Origin of the sequence: Kitasatospora sp. NPDC097605 (assembly GCF_040302725.1) — a bacterium.
Taxonomy (GTDB): Bacteria; Actinomycetota; Actinomycetes; order Streptomycetales; family Streptomycetaceae; genus Kitasatospora.
This window is the reverse complement of the sequence record NZ_JBEOSF010000051.1, coordinates 1-14,102: the sequence shown is the minus strand read 5'-3', so window position 1 is coordinate 14,102 and position 14,102 is coordinate 1. Positions and strand designations below refer to the sequence as shown.

General features: G+C 74.3%; 18 protein-coding genes. 7 read left to right on the top strand and 11 right to left on the bottom strand.

The features are described from left to right. Position 1: 1 nt before the first annotated feature. From ABTX81_RS35755 to ABTX81_RS35735, 5 genes are all read right to left on the bottom strand, one after another. Complete coding sequence (locus ABTX81_RS35755; RefSeq protein WP_350554384.1) at positions 2–493, bottom strand: SRPBCC family protein; 492 nt, start codon at positions 491–493, stop codon at positions 2–4. Between the two features lie 3 nt (positions 494–496). Further along, entirely contained in the window at positions 497–766 is a 270-nt protein-coding gene (locus tag ABTX81_RS35750) for a phosphopantetheine-binding protein (protein ID WP_350554382.1), read from the bottom strand. 103 nt (positions 767–869) lie between these two features. Further along, on the bottom strand, positions 870–1,202 hold the full coding sequence (locus tag ABTX81_RS35745; protein WP_350554380.1) for a TcmI family type II polyketide cyclase: 333 nt from the start codon (positions 1,200–1,202) through the stop codon (positions 870–872). A gap of 38 nt (positions 1,203–1,240) precedes the next feature. Further along, the gene (locus tag ABTX81_RS35740; protein ID WP_350554378.1) at positions 1,241–1,696 is read right to left on the bottom strand and encodes an ester cyclase; all 456 of its coding nucleotides are present in this window, start codon (positions 1,694–1,696) and stop codon (positions 1,241–1,243) included. An 85-nt stretch (positions 1,697–1,781) separates the two neighbouring features. Then, on the bottom strand, positions 1,782–2,246 hold the full coding sequence (locus ABTX81_RS35735) for an anthrone oxygenase family protein (protein ID WP_350554376.1): 465 nt from the start codon (positions 2,244–2,246) through the stop codon (positions 1,782–1,784). 409 nt (positions 2,247–2,655) lie between these two features. On the opposite strand from ABTX81_RS35735, the gene ABTX81_RS35730 reads away from it, so the two are divergent. The 4 genes from ABTX81_RS35730 to ABTX81_RS35715 all read left to right on the top strand — a co-directional run bounded on the left by ABTX81_RS35730 (position 2,656) and on the right by ABTX81_RS35715 (position 6,060). Beyond that, on the top strand, positions 2,656–3,711 hold the full coding sequence (locus ABTX81_RS35730) for an amidohydrolase family protein (RefSeq protein WP_350554374.1): 1,056 nt from the start codon (positions 2,656–2,658) through the stop codon (positions 3,709–3,711). A gap of 60 nt (positions 3,712–3,771) precedes the next feature. Continuing rightward, entirely contained in the window at positions 3,772–4,734 is a 963-nt protein-coding gene (locus ABTX81_RS35725) for an SDR family NAD(P)-dependent oxidoreductase (protein ID WP_350554372.1), read from the top strand. 71 nt (positions 4,735–4,805) lie between these two features. Further along, positions 4,806–5,186, top strand: a complete 381-nt coding sequence (locus tag ABTX81_RS35720) for a SchA/CurD-like domain-containing protein (RefSeq protein WP_350554370.1) — start codon at positions 4,806–4,808, stop codon at positions 5,184–5,186. 1 nt (position 5,187) lies between these two features. Continuing rightward, the gene (locus tag ABTX81_RS35715; protein ID WP_350554368.1) at positions 5,188–6,060 is read left to right on the top strand and encodes an LLM class flavin-dependent oxidoreductase; all 873 of its coding nucleotides are present in this window, start codon (positions 5,188–5,190) and stop codon (positions 6,058–6,060) included. 148 nt (positions 6,061–6,208) lie between these two features. Here ABTX81_RS35715 and ABTX81_RS35710 read toward each other — a convergent pair whose 3' ends face one another. The 4 genes from ABTX81_RS35710 to ABTX81_RS35695 form a co-directional block, all read right to left on the bottom strand. Further along, positions 6,209–6,844, bottom strand: a complete 636-nt coding sequence (locus ABTX81_RS35710; protein ID WP_350554366.1) for a TetR/AcrR family transcriptional regulator — start codon at positions 6,842–6,844, stop codon at positions 6,209–6,211. 167 nt (positions 6,845–7,011) lie between these two features. Beyond that, the gene (locus ABTX81_RS35705) at positions 7,012–7,518 is read right to left on the bottom strand and encodes a quercetin 2,3-dioxygenase (RefSeq protein WP_327681265.1); all 507 of its coding nucleotides are present in this window, start codon (positions 7,516–7,518) and stop codon (positions 7,012–7,014) included. Between the two features lie 82 nt (positions 7,519–7,600). Further along, entirely contained in the window at positions 7,601–8,578 is a 978-nt protein-coding gene (locus ABTX81_RS35700; protein WP_350554363.1) for an alpha-ketoacid dehydrogenase subunit beta, read from the bottom strand. Between the two features lie 23 nt (positions 8,579–8,601). Next, a complete protein-coding gene (locus ABTX81_RS35695; RefSeq protein ID WP_350554361.1) occupies positions 8,602–9,588 on the bottom strand; it encodes a thiamine pyrophosphate-dependent dehydrogenase E1 component subunit alpha in 987 nt (328 codons plus the stop codon). A gap of 488 nt (positions 9,589–10,076) precedes the next feature. Between ABTX81_RS35695 and ABTX81_RS35690 the strand changes: the two genes are divergently transcribed. Beyond that, positions 10,077–10,859 carry a sensor histidine kinase gene (locus ABTX81_RS35690; RefSeq protein ID WP_350554359.1) on the top strand — a complete coding sequence of 261 codons (783 nt, stop codon included), beginning with the start codon at positions 10,077–10,079 and terminating at the stop codon, positions 10,857–10,859. Between the two features lie 123 nt (positions 10,860–10,982). Beyond that, the gene (locus ABTX81_RS35685; protein WP_350554357.1) at positions 10,983–11,639 is read left to right on the top strand and encodes a response regulator; all 657 of its coding nucleotides are present in this window, start codon (positions 10,983–10,985) and stop codon (positions 11,637–11,639) included. Positions 11,640–11,660: 21 nt separating this feature from the next. On the opposite strand, the gene ABTX81_RS35680 is transcribed toward ABTX81_RS35685, so the two are convergent. Next, complete coding sequence (locus tag ABTX81_RS35680; RefSeq protein WP_350554355.1) at positions 11,661–11,930, bottom strand: hypothetical protein; 270 nt, start codon at positions 11,928–11,930, stop codon at positions 11,661–11,663. 208 nt (positions 11,931–12,138) lie between these two features. Further along, entirely contained in the window at positions 12,139–13,146 is a 1,008-nt protein-coding gene (locus ABTX81_RS35675) for a medium chain dehydrogenase/reductase family protein (protein ID WP_350554353.1), read from the bottom strand. 182 nt (positions 13,147–13,328) lie between these two features. On the opposite strand from ABTX81_RS35675, the gene ABTX81_RS35670 reads away from it, so the two are divergent. Further along, complete coding sequence (locus tag ABTX81_RS35670; protein WP_350554351.1) at positions 13,329–13,958, top strand: TetR/AcrR family transcriptional regulator; 630 nt, start codon at positions 13,329–13,331, stop codon at positions 13,956–13,958. Positions 13,959–14,102: the final 144 nt, after the last annotated feature.

Genomic DNA, 14,102 nt, shown 5'->3' with positions numbered 1-14,102 from the left:
CTCACTCCTTCTCGGCGGTGCTGGGGTCGGCGGCGTCGGGGCCGGCGGCGAGGGCCTCGACCTTGCTCTTGATGACCTCCAGCTGAATGGGCGAGTTGGTGTTCAGCCGGTCGGTCATGCCCTGGTCGTCGACCGGGGCGGTGGGCTTCATCGCGAAGTCCTGGATCCAGGTCATCCGGGTGCCGCCGCCGGGCAGCTCCTCGTAGCGCCAGTGGATCTGCATGTAGGCGAAGGGCCCGGTCTCCACCCGGTGGGCGTGGACGGTGCGGTCGGCGGCGTTGACGGTGCGGTCGCTGACCCAGCTCCAGATCCGGCCCTCCTCGTCCGGGTGCATGGTGAGCCGGAACCGGACGGTCTCGCCGCGCCGCTCGACGATCTCGGCGGAGGCGTACTCGGTGAACAGCTCCGGCCAGCCGGCGACGTCGTTGGTGACGTCCCAGACGAGCTTGAGCGGGGCCTGGATGACGATGCTGTTCTCGGTGTGCCCGGCCATCGCTCAGCCCACCGCCCCGGCGGACTGCAGCTCGGCGACGATCTGGTCGACGCTGAGGGCGACGGCGCCGTCCGGGACCTTCAGGCCGTAGCGGTCGGCGATCACCGCCTCCAGCTCCAGCACGGCCAGCGAGTCGAGGCCGAGCTCCTCCAGGGGGACGTGCCGGGAGCCGTCGAAGACGTCCGGCGCCGCGCCGGCGCTGGTGATGAGGACGCTCTCGATCTCCTCCGCGGTGACGACGGTGGTCGTCCCGCCGGCCTGGTGGTCGGTCATGGTGCTGCCTCTTTTCTCCGGTGTTGGGGACTGCTCCTGGGCCGCACGGCCGGCCGGGGTGAACGGGCCCCGGGTCGGCCGTGGCCGGCGGCGGAGGGCGGGCTCACCGACCGCCGGCGCCGGGCTCCCAGCTGTAGAAGCACCGGGCGACCGCGTCCTGCGGCGAACGCCAGGTGGGCAGGTAGGGGGAGATGAACGGGGTGAGCCGTTCGCTGACCCGGGCGAACTCCGGGTGCCGGCGGGCGGCCTCGACCGCCGCCGGGCCCGGGTCGTCGGTCTCCAGCAGGTGGACGTAGGCGTCGCCGAGCAGGTACAGCGAGCGGTGCGTGACGCCGGCGAGCCGGGGCAGTTCGGTCTCGTCCGACTCGCCGAAGACGCGGGCGACGTCGCCCTCCGCGCCGGGCAGCATCCGGGCGATGATCAGGGTGCGGTGCATGCGGGCTCCCCTCGGGCTGGTTCGGGTGGCTGGACTGCTCAGTGCCGCGGGCGGCCGACCGGCTGGATGGCGCCGATGTCGAGCAGGATCCGGGGCACGTTGTCGCCGATCCAGGACTCGACGACCCGGCCGTCGACGACCCGGTGGCACGACATCTCGTGCACGGTGACCGGCTTGCCGGTGGGCGGGATGTCGAACAGCTGCCCCTGGTGGGTGCCGCGGGTGGTGAAGCGGGCGTAGACGCGGTCGCCGTCGCCGGCCACGTCCTCGACGGTCACGTGGACGTCCGGGAAGGCGTTGCGCCACAGCAGCACGGCCTGGCGGAAGGAGTCCGGGCCGGGCGGCATCGGGGGCAGGCCGGGGGCGTGCACCACGTAGTCCTCGGCGAAGCGGTCGCCGATGGCGGAGAGGTCGCCGTCGTTGAAGGCCCGCTCGGTCAGGTCGCGGATGAGGGCCTTGTTGGCCTCCACCGCGCTCTCGATGGACGAGGTCATGACAGTCCTTTGCTCGGCGGACGGCCCGGCCGGCACACGGCCGGGGCGGGTCCGGGGACGGACGGAGGAGAGGCGGGGGCGCGGCTCAGAGCAGCGAGGCGAGCACGAAACAGGCCGCGGCGCCGATCGCGCCCATGGTCCGGGTCTCGTGCGCCAGGTGCCAGCGGCGGCGCTTGCCGCGCCACGCGGCGTCGCTGTCCCGGTACGGGCTCCAGCGCTCGATCTGGCGCCAGATCGGGCGGTTGACGCCCTCGGAGGCGACCGCGACGGTCGCCATGCCGACGGTGCCGGCCGCGTACAGCACCTTGGCCACCTTGCTCTCCGTCCGGACGGCCTTGGTGGCGCCGACGGCGGCGGTGGCGAGGCCGTTCCAGAAGGCGATCGGGTGGAACACGTGCATGTCGATGAGCTGGCAGGTGTTGACGTACCGGTCGTAGGGCAGCGAGTTCAGCATCGGCAGGATCGAGGTCTTCATGATCCACAGCGTGCCGAGCTGAACGCTGGACGACGTCACCAGCCAGACGTCCGAGTTGCTCTTCAAGTCCTTCATATCGATTCCTCGAATCGATCCGGGATCGCGGGACGTCCGCCGCGACGGAACGCGGCGGACCGGGGCGGGGTCGCCCGATGCGGAAGGGCGGGACCCCGGGGGCCGGGGCATCTCGGCCCCCGGGGCGGCCCCGCGGCCTCATCCTTGCCGCCGGGCGGTCCCAGTGTCAGGAGGCATCCGTCTCCACCGGGCTGGGACGTCGCCCGGGCACCCACGGACCGCGTCCCGGCCGTCCCGGGCCGTTCTCCCAGCCCGTTCGTTGCACCAACCCGGCGTTCCTCATGCCGTGTTGACGCGCCCACCGGACGCGCCCTACGGTGCGAGCGGGCACTCACTCACCGAGCGTCCGAGGCCCGTGACCACCCCGCCGCGCCACCGGCCGGCGGCCGTCCCAGGAGGTGCCGAGCCGATGACGATCGATGTGCACGGCCACATCACGTCGCCCGAACTCTTCCGCCGCTTCCCCATGCCGCCGAGCCTCGCCGACGTCGACGGCATGGTGGAGCTCAAGGCGGCGGCCGGGATCACCATGTCCCTGGTCGGCAGTCCCGTCGGCGCGGGCACCATGGTGCGCACGCCCGGCCTGGACAACTACCGCCAGCCGCTGGACACCCTCGAACGGTTCCACGACTGGCTCGGCGAGCAGGTCCGCGCCCGGCCCGCCGCGCTGCGCGGCTACGTCTACACCAACCCGCTCGGCTCCGACGCCGAACTCGCCGCCGCCGCCAAGCGGTTGGAGCAGGAAGAATTCGTCGGGCTGATGGTCAACTCCAGCATCGCCGGCCGGTTCCTGGACACCCTGCGGGCCGACGCCTTCTTCGCGATGGCCGCGCAGTACCGCACCCCGGTGATGCTGCACCCGCCGGCCGAGCCGGCCGGGGCCGGCGAGCTGGACGACCTGCGGCTGGTCGAGCAGATCGCCCGGCCGTGCGACGTCACGCTCGGGACGGCGGCGGTGCTGTTCGCCGGGTGGCTGGAGAAGTACCCGGAGCTGCGGATCGTCGCCCCGGTCTGCGGCGGCGGGCTGCCGCTGCTGCTGGAGCGGCTGGAGCTGGCCCGGCGGATGCCGGTCACCTTCGGGCGGCCGGGCGGCGCCCCCGGCGGCGCTCCCGGCGGCGCTCCGGGCGGCGCTCCGGGCGGGCCGCCGCCGGGGGTCGGCGGACCCGGTGCGGGCGGTCCCGGCCGACCGGGGACGGCCGGGCCCCAGGGCCCCGCCGTCCCGCCGCTCGCCGAGGCGCTGCGCCGGGTGTACGTCGACACCGCGACCCCGAGCCTGCGGGCCGTGGCCGCCGCCGTCGACGCCTTCGGGGCCGGCAACGTCATGTTCGGCACCGACTCCCCGCCGATGAGCGCACCGCTGGACGCCTCGCTGGCCCGGCTGGACGGCCTCGGCCTGGACGCCGCCACCGTCGCCCGGATCCGGCACGGCAACGCCGCCGAGCTGTTCGGCCTGCCCGCCGCCTGAGCGGTCCCGACCGCCATCAGAACGTCCGCATACACCGACACGCGACAGGGAGGTGCTGCCATGACGGCAGCCGCACCGACCCAACCGCCCGGCCCGCCCGGCGGACGCCCGGGCGCCGGCCCGCCCCCCGGGGTCGCCGGTCCGCCCCAGGGCTTCGGCGGACCGCCTCCGGGCCTCGGCGGCCCGCCCCCGGGGATCGGCGGCCCGCCCGGCGCCGGCGCCCCGCCCCGGCCCGCGCCCGAACGCGTCCCCGCCGAACGGGAGTTCCTCGGCAGCCGGGTCCTGCTGGTCGGCGGCTACGGCAGCATCGGCGCCGCCGTCGCCGAGGACCTCGCCGCGCAGGGCGCCAAGGTCGCCGTCGCCGGCCGCTCGCTGAAGAAGGCCGAGGAGGCCGCCGAACGGCTGGCCCCGCTGGCCGCCCGCGGCGGCACCGTCGCGCCGTACGCCGTGGACGTCGCCGACCGCGCCGACGTCGAGCGGCTGGTGGACGCGGTGACGGCCGACTGGGGCGGCGTCGACGTCCTGGTGAACTGCGCCAGCGCGCTGGTCACCGTCGGCGCCGAGACCATCTCCGAGGAGGACTGGCGCACCATCGTCGACACCAACCTGCTGGGCGCCTTCTGGCTCTCCCAGTCGGTCGGCCGGGCGATGATCGCGGCCGGCGGCGGCCGGATCGTCCACCTCTCCTCGGTGCGCGGCAAGTTCGGCGCCCGGCGCGGCTTCAGCGCGTACGGCGCCAGCAAGGCCGGCCTGGACCTGCTGGTCAAGCAGCTGGCCGCCGAATGGGGCCGGCACGGGATCGCGGTGAACGCGGTCGCCCCCGGCTTCGTGCGCACCGACTTCGTCCAGGAGAACGCCGCCAACCCGGAGTTCATGCGGATGGTGCTCGGCCGGATCCCGCTGGGCCGCACCGCCGAGCTGCACGAGGTGGCGGACGCCGTCACCTTCCTCGCCTCGCCGCGGGCCGGCTTCATCAGCGGCCAGGTGCTGTACGTCGACGGCGGCGTCACCGCCAGCCAGTGACGGCACCCGCCCCGCGGTCCCCCGCACCCACCGACGGGCCGAGCCCGGCCCCGAACCGTCAGGAGACGACCATGAGCACGTGGCACGCGCTGTACTACCCGCTGCTGCCGGGCAGCGAGGACATCGTCAAGGAGCTGTTCCGCAAGAGCGGCCGCCCGGACTTCGACGTCAAGACGCCCGACGGCACGGTGGTCGGCAAGCTCCTCGGCACCCAGGCCTTCGTGGGCAAGGAGCTGGCCGTCCGGGTGATCGAGATCGAGGGCCCGCTGCCGCTGGTGGCCGCGCACATGAGCCAGCAGCCCGCCGTCCGCGACTTCGAGCGGGAGCTGGAGAAGCACCTCGCCGTTCCGCGCGACATGACCAGCCGGGAGGGCGCGCAGGCCTTCTTCCGGCTGGCCTCGATGGAGAACGTGCTCTCCCGCCGTCACGACCAGCCGATCGAGGGTGAGTGAGATGAAGGTCGGAATCGGACTGCCGACCTCGCTGGCCGGCGCGGCCGGCGCCGACGTGGTCGCCTGGGCCCGGCTCGCCGAGGAGGCCGGGTTCTCCACGCTCGGCACCATCGACCGCCTGGTGCACACCAGCTGGGAGCCGCTCACCACGCTCGCCGCGGCCGCGGCGGTGACCGAGCGGATCGGTCTGGCGACCAGCATCCTGATCTCGCCGCTGCGCAGCAACACCGCGCTGCTCGCCAAGCAGGCGGCCACCGTGGACCGGCTCTCCGGCGGTCGGCTGACCCTCGGCCTGGCGGTCGGCTCGCGCCAGGACGACTTCGAGGTCGGCCAGGTCGAGAAGACCGGCCGGGGCGCCCGGACGGGCACCCAGGTGGTCGAGCTGCGCCGGCACTGGGCCGACGCGCAGTCCGGCCGGGAGCCGGCGGTCGGCCCGGCCCCGGTCCGGACGGACGGGCCGGAGCTGATCCTGGGCGGGCACTCGCCGGCCGCGCTGCGGCGGGCGGCCCGGCTGGCCGACGGCTGGATCGGCGGCGGCACCGGGCCGGTGATGTTCGCCCAGGGCGCCCAGGCGCTGCGCGAGCAGTGGGCGGCGGAGGGGCGGACGGAGGCGCCCCGGCTGGTGGCGCTGGCCTACTTCGCGCTCGGCGAGGACGCCGGCAAGCACACCGAGGGCTACCTGCGGTCGTACTACCGGGACGCCGGGCCGTTCGTCGACCACATCCTGCGCGGCGCGGCCGACAACCCGGGCAAGCTGCGCGGGCTGGTCGGCAAGTACACCGAGGCGGGCTGCGACGAGCTGCTGCTGATGCCGTGCGCCGGGGACCTCGGCCAGGTCACGGCGGCGGCCCAGGTCCTGCGCCTCCAGGGCTGAACCGGGGCACCAAGGGGGGCGGACGGCCGCACAGGCCGTCCGCCCCCTGCCATTCGCCCCGCTCGCCTCCCGCGCGGGGCTCGGGGCGGGACGCGAGAGCCCGCCGCCCGGTACTGCTCACCGGGCGGCGGGCTGGTCCTTCGCCCGCTCAGCGGGCCTTGGCGCGGCTCCTCGCGGGCGTCGCCGGCCGGTCGGCCGGAGCCAGCGTCCGCCAGAGCTGCCGGACGAAGGCCTCGGCCTCGCGCAGCGCCTCCGACCCGCCCGACGGGGCGGCGAAGACGCCCCCGTACGCGGCCAGGTAGCAGGCTCCGAGCAGGAGTTGGGCCGCCGCCACCGGGTCGGCGTCCCGGCTGACCAGATCGGCCCGCTGAGCCCGCCGCAGGTAGTCGGCCAGCAGCTCGGCGGCCCGGTGCGGCCCCGCGTTGTTGGCCCGCATCCACTCGCGGTGGCGGTCGAGCAGCTTGGGCTCGGCGAAGACCGACAGCAGCATCGGCATCGACTCGCGGTAGAACGCGAGCGCCTCCTCGGCCACCTGCTGCAGGGCCGCCCGCACCTCGCCCTCGCTGGTGACCTCCTCCGGCAGCGCCCGCAGCACCGGCAGCAGGCCGGGCAGCCGCTCGGCGAGGACCGCCAGGAAGACGTCCTCCTTGCTGCGGAAGTGCCGGTAGATGGTGCCCTCGGAGCAGCCCGCCACCTCGGCGATCTCCTTGGTGGTGCAGCGGGCCAGGCCGAGGTCCCGGATCACCCGCTCTGCGGCGTCGACGATCTGCTCGCGCATACTCATGAAGGCTCCGAGGGGACGGGGCGGCCGGTTCCTGACCGGACCGCGGCTGCGGAGGGGTACCCGAAGAATAGCGTGCAGGTGAGTGCCCGCTCACCGGTTTCGACCAGCACGCCGGCCCCACCGCCCGCGGAGGGCGGCGGGGCCGGCGAAGGGATCAGCGGCACCGGTCAGCGCGGCGGCCCGGCGGGCCCGCCCAGCCCGGGCGGCGGCCCGACCAGCTGCACGCCGAGCGGCTCCAGCGCGCCGAGCAGGCGGGCGAAGTCCGGCGGGCCCTGGAGCGGCGGCGGCAGTTCCAGGCTGGTGGCCGGCTCGCCGGTCTGGAAGAACCACTCCTCGAACCCGGCCGGGGTGCCCAGCACCAGGAACCGGGTCCCCTCGGTCTCCACGCGGTACTGGTGGGCGATGCCGCGCGGGGCGAAGACGGTCGCGCCGGGGCCGACCTTGTGCTCGTCGTCGCCGATCCGCAGCACCATCTCACCCTCCTGGACGATGAAGAACTCGTCCTCGCGGGTGTGCAGGTGGACCGGCGAGGCGTAGCCCGCCGGGGACAGCTGCTCGGCGAGCCAGAACTGCCCGTTGGTCTCGGCGCCGGTCGCCTTGAACTTGAGCAGCGCGCCCACGTGCCAGATGGCGCGGCCCTCGTCGGGCTGCTTCACGAACGGTTGGGACGTCACTCGGTTCCTCCTCGGTCGGCGGGCCCGCACCCGGGCCCGGCAGCACAGCGGTACGGAAACTGATCGGTCGTCGGTCGGATGCTCAGGCGGTGCTCCGCACCAGCCCGGTGGCGCGCACGGCGGCCGCCACCTGGTACGGTCCGGGGGCGAAGGCGTCCTCCAGCTCGGGGCTGAACGGCACCGGCGCGTGCGGCCCGGTGACCATCCTGACCGGTCCGCGCAGCGCGGCGAAACGGTCCTGCGCGACCTGGGCGGCGATGTCGGTGGCCAGGCTGCAGCGGGGGTGGGCCTCGTCCACCACGACCAGCCGCCCGGTCCGCTCCACGCTGCCGTAGATGGTCGAGGTGTCCAGCGGGGACAGCGTCCGCGGGTCGATCACCTCGATCTGCACGCCCTCGGCGGCGAGCTGCTCGGCGGCGGCGAGCGCGACCGAGACCATCCGGCCGATCGCGACCACCGTGCAGTCCGTGCCGGGCCGGACCACCTTGGCCGAGCCGAACGGGATCGCGTACGGCTCCTCGGGAACGCCGCCGGGCACGAAGTAGAGCATCTTGTGCTCCAGGAACAGCACCGGGTCGTCGTCCACCAGGGCCTGCGCCATCAGCCCCTTGGCGTCGTACGGGCTGGACGGCGCGACCACCTTGAGGCCGGGCAGGTGCACGAAGAGCGGGTGCAGCGCCTGCGAGTGCTGGGCGCCGCGGCGCAGGCCGGTGCCCCACATCGCGCGCAGCACCAGCGGCACCGAGACCCGGCCGCCGGCCATGTAGCGCAGCTTGGCGGCCTGGTTGGCGATCTGGTCGAAGCAGACGGTGGCGAAGTCGACGAAGAGCAGGTCGACCACCGGGCGCAGACCGGTCGCGGCGGCGCCCACCGCGGCGCCGACGAAGGCGGCCTCGGTGATCGGCATGTCGAGCACCCGGTCCGGGAACTCGCGGTGCAGGCCCTTGGTCGGGCCCCAGGCGTTGGTGCTGTCCTCGCCCATGAGGACCACCGAGCGGTCGAAGCGCATCTGCTGGGCCAGCGCCTCGCCGATCGCCTGCTGGTACGTGATGGTGCGCACGTGGATCCCTCCTCCGGGGCGGGTCAGCGGGTGTAGACGTGGTCGAGCAGGCTGCCCGGGTCGGCCGTGAACGGCTCGGCGGCGGCCGCGACGGCGGCCTCGACGAGCGCGGTGGCGTCCCGGTCGAGCCGGTCCAGCTCGAAGGCGGCGGGCCCGGCCACGGTGCCGTCGGCGATCCGGGAGCGGAGCAGCAGCAGCGGGTCGGACTCGTTGCGCAGCCGCTCCGGGTCGGCGCCCGGGCGGTAGGACTGGTCGTCCCACAGCTCCATGTGGCCGTGGAAGCGCTCGGCCCGGAACTCCAGCACGGTCGGGCCCTCGCCGGCCCGGGCGCGGCGCACGGCCTCGGTGGTGGCGGCGTGCACGGCGAGCACGTCGTAGCCGTCGACCACCGCGCCGGGGATCCCGAAGCCGGCCGCGCGCTGGGCCATGTCGGTGCCGGAGAAGTGCCGGTCGGCGGGGGTCGCCTGGGCGTAGCCGTTGTTCTCGACGGCGAAGATCACCGGCAGGTCGAGCATCCGGGCCAGCACCAGGCTCTCCAGGACGGCGCCCTGGTTGGCGCCGCCGTCGCCGGTGAAGGCCACCGCGACCTGCCCGGTGCCCTGCTGGCGCGCCATCAGCGCCGCGCCGCAGGCGAGCGGGACGCCGCCGCCGGCCAGGCCGTTGGCGCCGAGCATGCCGCGGTCGAAGTCCGCGATGTGCATCGAGCCGCCCTTGCCGCCGCAGAGCCCGTCGGGCCGGCCGTGCAGTTCCTTCATCATCGCCTCGACGTCGCAGCCCTTGGCGATCGCGTGGCCGTGGCCGCGGTGGGTGCTGGCGAGGTAGTCGTCGGGGGCGAGGGCCGCGCACACGCCCGCGGCGACGGCCTCCTGCCCGCTGTAGAGGTGGACCGCGCCGGGGAGGTTCTTCGCGAGGCCGTGCAGGCGGTCCTCGAAGGCCCGGATCACGCTCATCGTCCGGTAGATCTCGGCGATCTGATCGAGCGTCAGATCGGTGGTGCGGGATGTGCCCATGGGGTCGCCTCCTCGGCTCTCCGGGGGACGCCGGCGGGGCGCCGCGCGCCTCGTTCGCCGGTCGTGCTCGTGGCCCGACTCCATGAGGGTAAGTGCTCACTCACATGGGTGCAACCAAGTGTCCGAATCCGTCAGGGCCCGCTCCCCCACCCGGCTCTCCCACCCTTGCGCCCTGTGCAACGGCGCGCCTAAGGTCTTGTCCCGGGTGGATTGGGATCACGGCATTGAAACGCGCGACGGACCGATAGTGCGGGGTCCGCCGTGCCGTTTTTCGGACATGCCCGAGGAATTCCATTTCCCCGCGCCAGGAAACGCCCGTGCACAGTGGGTCAGACGCGAGCGACGGGGGGATCTCAGGAACCATGCTGGACCAGATAATAAAATCCTCCGGCAGGGCCGATCGAAGACCGACCAACCTGGCCACGGGCGGCGCGGCGGCGCTCACTACGCGCGGTGAACGGAACACCTCCGACCGGATCGGCCGGCTCGTGAGCACCTTGCTCGGACTGGTCACCGGCCTCGGAGCGGCCGGTCTGCCGCCGGCCCAGCCGCGCCGGACGGCCCCCGCCACGGCCGCCGCCCTGGCCGCCGACGCGGAGTCCGGCTGTCCGGACGCCGCCGCCAGGCTCGACGAACGCCGCCGCCTCCGGCGGGAGTTGCACGATTCGCTGGCCCCCCGGCTGGCCGCGCTGCACATGCGGATGGAGCTGGCCGGCCTCGACCTCGACGACGGCGTCGAGCAGGCCCCGGCCCTGCTGGCGCAGGCCCGGGAGGACGTCAGCACCGCCATCGCCGACGTCCGCCGGGTGATCCGGGACCTCGACCGCTCCGAGCCCAGGACCGTCGAGTCCGCCGGCACCCTGCGCCAGTTCCTGGACCGGCAGGTCCGGGCCTTCGAGGAGGCCGGGGCCGGCCGGCTGCGCTTCGTCACCGAGCTGCCGACCGTCCTGGACGAATTCTCGGAGGACGTCCAGACCGAATTGAAGAAAATCTCCGGCGAGGCCGTCGCCAATGTCGCCCGGCACGCGCGGGCGTCGGTCTGCCGGATCTCCGCCTCGGTCGGCCGGAACGGCCTCGACCTGTGGATCGAGGATGACGGGATCGGTATTTCCGCGGACGCCGTCCGCGGAATCGGACTTCCGTCCATGTGCGTCCGCACCAAGGAACTCGGCGGCGTTTTCTCGGTGGCGGCCCGGGCCCCGCACGGCACCGCGGTCCGAATCCGACTGCCGCACGCGGCGCCGGCCGGCGACAGCGGCCGGCTCGACTGACCCACCCCCCGGCCCCTCCTCCCCGTCCTGGGGCCGTCGCGGAGTCCGTGCCCGACCGACCCGCGCCAACCCCCGGTCTTCCGCGCGTTCCACGCGTTTCCTCACCCTCCCCTAGGAGCCCCCATGGACCCCGTCGTGCCTCGAAACCTCCGTATCCTGGTCGTCGACGACCACGAGCTGTTTCGGGCGGGATTACGCCAACTCCTGGACCGGATCGACTCACTGACGGTGGTCGGCGAGGCCACCGACGGTGCCGACGTGCTCTCCGCCGTCGAACGGCTCGCACCCGACGTGGTGCTGATGGACATCGGCATGCCCGGCACCGACGGCATCGAGGCGACCCGGACCCTGCTCGCCCGCCACCCGCGGGTCGCAGTGGTGATGCTGACCGCCGACGACAACGACGACTCCATCGTCGCGGCGGTCCGGGCCGGTGCCCGGGGCTACCTGGTCAAGGGCGCCGGCCTGGACGACGTCCGCCGGGCGATCACCGCGGTCAGCCAGGGCGGGGCGCTGTTCGGCCCGGAGGCCGCCGCCCACCTGCTGGCGCAGGTCCGCCGGCCGGCCCCCGAGCGCGAACCGTTCCCCGACCTCACCCCCCGGGAGATGGCGGTGCTCACCATGCTCGCGGACGGCCGCAACAACGCGCACATCGCCAATGAGTTCGGGCTCTCGATGAAGACGGTGCGCAACTACCTCTCCCGGATCTTCAGCAAGCTCCAGGTCGCGGACCGCGCCGAGGCGGCCGTCCGGGCCCGGCGGGCCGGCCTCGGCAGCTGAGCCGCCGGAGCCGGGGGCCGCTCAGCGCTCCAGCAGGTGCGCCCACAGCTCCTCCTCGTGCCGGGTCAGCGGCGCGGGCCGCGCCCCGGCCCGTTCCGGATGCCACTCCGGCACCCCCGGCGGGGGCAGCACGTCCTCCGGTTTCCGCACCCCCGGCAGGGCGGAGGGCGCGGCGAGCGCCCCCATCGCCAGCCCCAGCCAGATCAGTCCGTCCGCCAGGTAGCGGCCGGTCAGTCGCGCCCACCGGCGCAGCAGGAGACGGCGGTGGGCACGGCGCAGGGCGGTTCGCATCGGAGGACCTCCGGCGGGACGGCAGCGGGGGGAAGCGGTGCTACGGCCATCCTGCGGACCGGCCGTCCCACCGTCATGGGTCGGGAATCCCCAACACGCTGGGAACCTTTCCTGCCCCGTCCCCGGTCACGGTGCCGTACCCCGGGGACGGAAGCACGGCGGCCGGCGCACGCCCCGCGTCCGGTGGCGCGCGCCGGGTCGCGGCCGGTTACGCCGCGGCCGTGACGAGCACGATCTTGCCGGTCACGGCCGCGCTCTCCATCGCGCGGTGCGCGTCCGCCGCCTCGTCCAGCGGCATGGTGCGTCCCACCCGTGGGTGGACCTGTCCCTTCTGGAGCAGCTCCAGCACGGTCGCGAGGTCCTGCTGGTACGCGGCCGGATGGGACTTCTCCAGGCTCCAGGCGTTGTAGAACAGGGTCCGCTTCCCGTCCGGGATGAGCTTGGGCAGCACGATGCCGCCCAGGAACCCCTGGGCGCCGGTCAGCAGGTCCCGCTGGTCGGTGCCGCGCAGCGCGGCGTTCTGGCCGAAGCCGACCATCACGCCGCCGCGCCGCACCGCCTGGTACGAGCGCAGGAAGTGCCGGCCGCCGATCGGGTCGAAGACCGCGTCCACCGCGCCGCCCGGCAGTCCGCGCACCACCCGCAGGAAGTCCCCGGCCCGGTCGACGGGGTGCCCGCCGAGCGCGCGCACCTGCTCGGCCCGGGCGGCGGAGCAGGTGCCGTACACGGTGACCCCGGCCAGCGCGGCCAGCTCCAGGAAGGCGGTGCCGACGCCGCCGGACGCCCCGTGCACCAGCACCGTCCCGCCGCGCCGGACCTCGGCCACCCGGTGCAGCATCTGCTGGGCGATGAAGTAGTTGAGGGCGAGCGCCGAGGCCTCCACCGGATCGACCCCGTCGGGCAGCGCGACCAGCCGGTTGGCGGCGACCAGCGCGTACTCCGCGTAACCGCCGCTGCGCACCAGCGCCACCACCCGCTGGCCCGGCTCGGGGGCCCTGGTGCCGGGTCCGACCTGGTCCACCACCCCCACCAGGTCGTATCCGGGGGTGAAGGGGCGCTTGGGTCCGCCGGGGATGACGCCGGCACGGAGCAGAATGTCACCGTAGGAGACACCGGCGGCGAGCACCCGGACCCTGACCTGACCGACGGTCGGGGCCGGGAGCTCGTCGCTGGACAGCCGCAGGACCTCGGCTCCGCCGAGCCTCGGCACACTCACATGGCGATACCTCATCGTGGCCTCCGCGTGGAGAGATGTCGTGTGTGGGAGTGGCGCCGGTCCTCCACGGGGGCGGGCCCGGGAGACGGTCCGTGCCGGACCGTTCCCTGCCCCCGTATTTTTATATAGACTGAGTGTACAATGAATGTCATAGCACCCGCCTCAGGAGACGTCAACAGCCCATGAGCCCACGCCAGTACCGAGCCGGCCAACGCCAGGTAGCCGCCGAACAGACCCGCACCCGCATTCTGGAGGCGGCCTGCGAGCTGCTGACCGGGGAGAAGGGCCCGGCCTCGTTCAGCATGGACGCCGTCGCCAAGACCGCCGGAGTGGCGCGGATGACCGTCTACTACCAGTTCGACTCGAAGACCGGCCTGCTGGAGGCACTCTTCGACGACCTGGCCCAGCGCGGCGGAATGGCCGGGATGCCCGCGGCCTTCATGGCGCCCAGCGGCCGGGAGGCGCTCTCCACCGTCCTCGACGTGCTCACCGGCTTCTACGCCTCCGGCCGGATCGCCCTGCGGCGGCTGCGCGGCCTGGGCATCCTCGACCCGGAACTCGACACCGCGCTGCAGAGCCGCGGCGAGCGGCGGCGCGGCGGACTCCAGGTGGTGCTCGGCCGGCTGCTCGCCGACCGCGACGCTGAGGTGGGCGAGGCCGAGCTCGACGAGCTGGTGGAACTGCTCTTCATGCTGACCAGCTTCGAGACCTTCGACCTGCTGGCCGGCCCCGACGACGACAGCGGGGCGGTGGCGCGCCGGATCGAGGAGCTGATTCTCGCCGTTCTCGACCGCCGGCTCGCGGCCGCCTGACGGCCCGGCGCCGTCCCGCGCGCACCGGGTCCCGTCGCCCGCCCCGCGTACCTACGCCCCGACGCGCCACCCTGCGCGCCGGCCGCCGCCCGGCGACCGGAGGGGCTGCTGCTGGGCCGCCAGGACGCGCCGTGCGCCGCGAGC

Coding starts and splice junctions, on each gene's coding strand:
- ABTX81_RS35755 (WP_350554384.1), bottom strand. CDS start 493: ATGGCCGGGCACACCGAGAACAGCATCGTCATCCAGGCCCCGCTCAAG.
- ABTX81_RS35750 (WP_350554382.1), bottom strand. CDS start 766: ATGACCGACCACCAGGCCGGCGGGACGACCACCGTCGTCACCGCGGAG.
- ABTX81_RS35745 (WP_350554380.1), bottom strand. CDS start 1,202: ATGCACCGCACCCTGATCATCGCCCGGATGCTGCCCGGCGCGGAGGGC.
- ABTX81_RS35740 (WP_350554378.1), bottom strand. CDS start 1,696: ATGACCTCGTCCATCGAGAGCGCGGTGGAGGCCAACAAGGCCCTCATC.
- ABTX81_RS35735 (WP_350554376.1), bottom strand. CDS start 2,246: ATGAAGGACTTGAAGAGCAACTCGGACGTCTGGCTGGTGACGTCGTCC.
- ABTX81_RS35730 (WP_350554374.1), top strand. CDS start 2,656: ATGACGATCGATGTGCACGGCCACATCACGTCGCCCGAACTCTTCCGC.
- ABTX81_RS35725 (WP_350554372.1), top strand. CDS start 3,772: ATGACGGCAGCCGCACCGACCCAACCGCCCGGCCCGCCCGGCGGACGC.
- ABTX81_RS35720 (WP_350554370.1), top strand. CDS start 4,806: ATGAGCACGTGGCACGCGCTGTACTACCCGCTGCTGCCGGGCAGCGAG.
- ABTX81_RS35715 (WP_350554368.1), top strand. CDS start 5,188: ATGAAGGTCGGAATCGGACTGCCGACCTCGCTGGCCGGCGCGGCCGGC.
- ABTX81_RS35710 (WP_350554366.1), bottom strand. CDS start 6,844: ATGAGTATGCGCGAGCAGATCGTCGACGCCGCAGAGCGGGTGATCCGG.
- ABTX81_RS35695 (WP_350554361.1), bottom strand. CDS start 9,588: ATGGGCACATCCCGCACCACCGATCTGACGCTCGATCAGATCGCCGAG.
- ABTX81_RS35685 (WP_350554357.1), top strand. CDS start 10,983: ATGGACCCCGTCGTGCCTCGAAACCTCCGTATCCTGGTCGTCGACGAC.
- ABTX81_RS35680 (WP_350554355.1), bottom strand. CDS start 11,930: ATGCGAACCGCCCTGCGCCGTGCCCACCGCCGTCTCCTGCTGCGCCGG.
- ABTX81_RS35670 (WP_350554351.1), top strand. CDS start 13,329: ATGAGCCCACGCCAGTACCGAGCCGGCCAACGCCAGGTAGCCGCCGAA.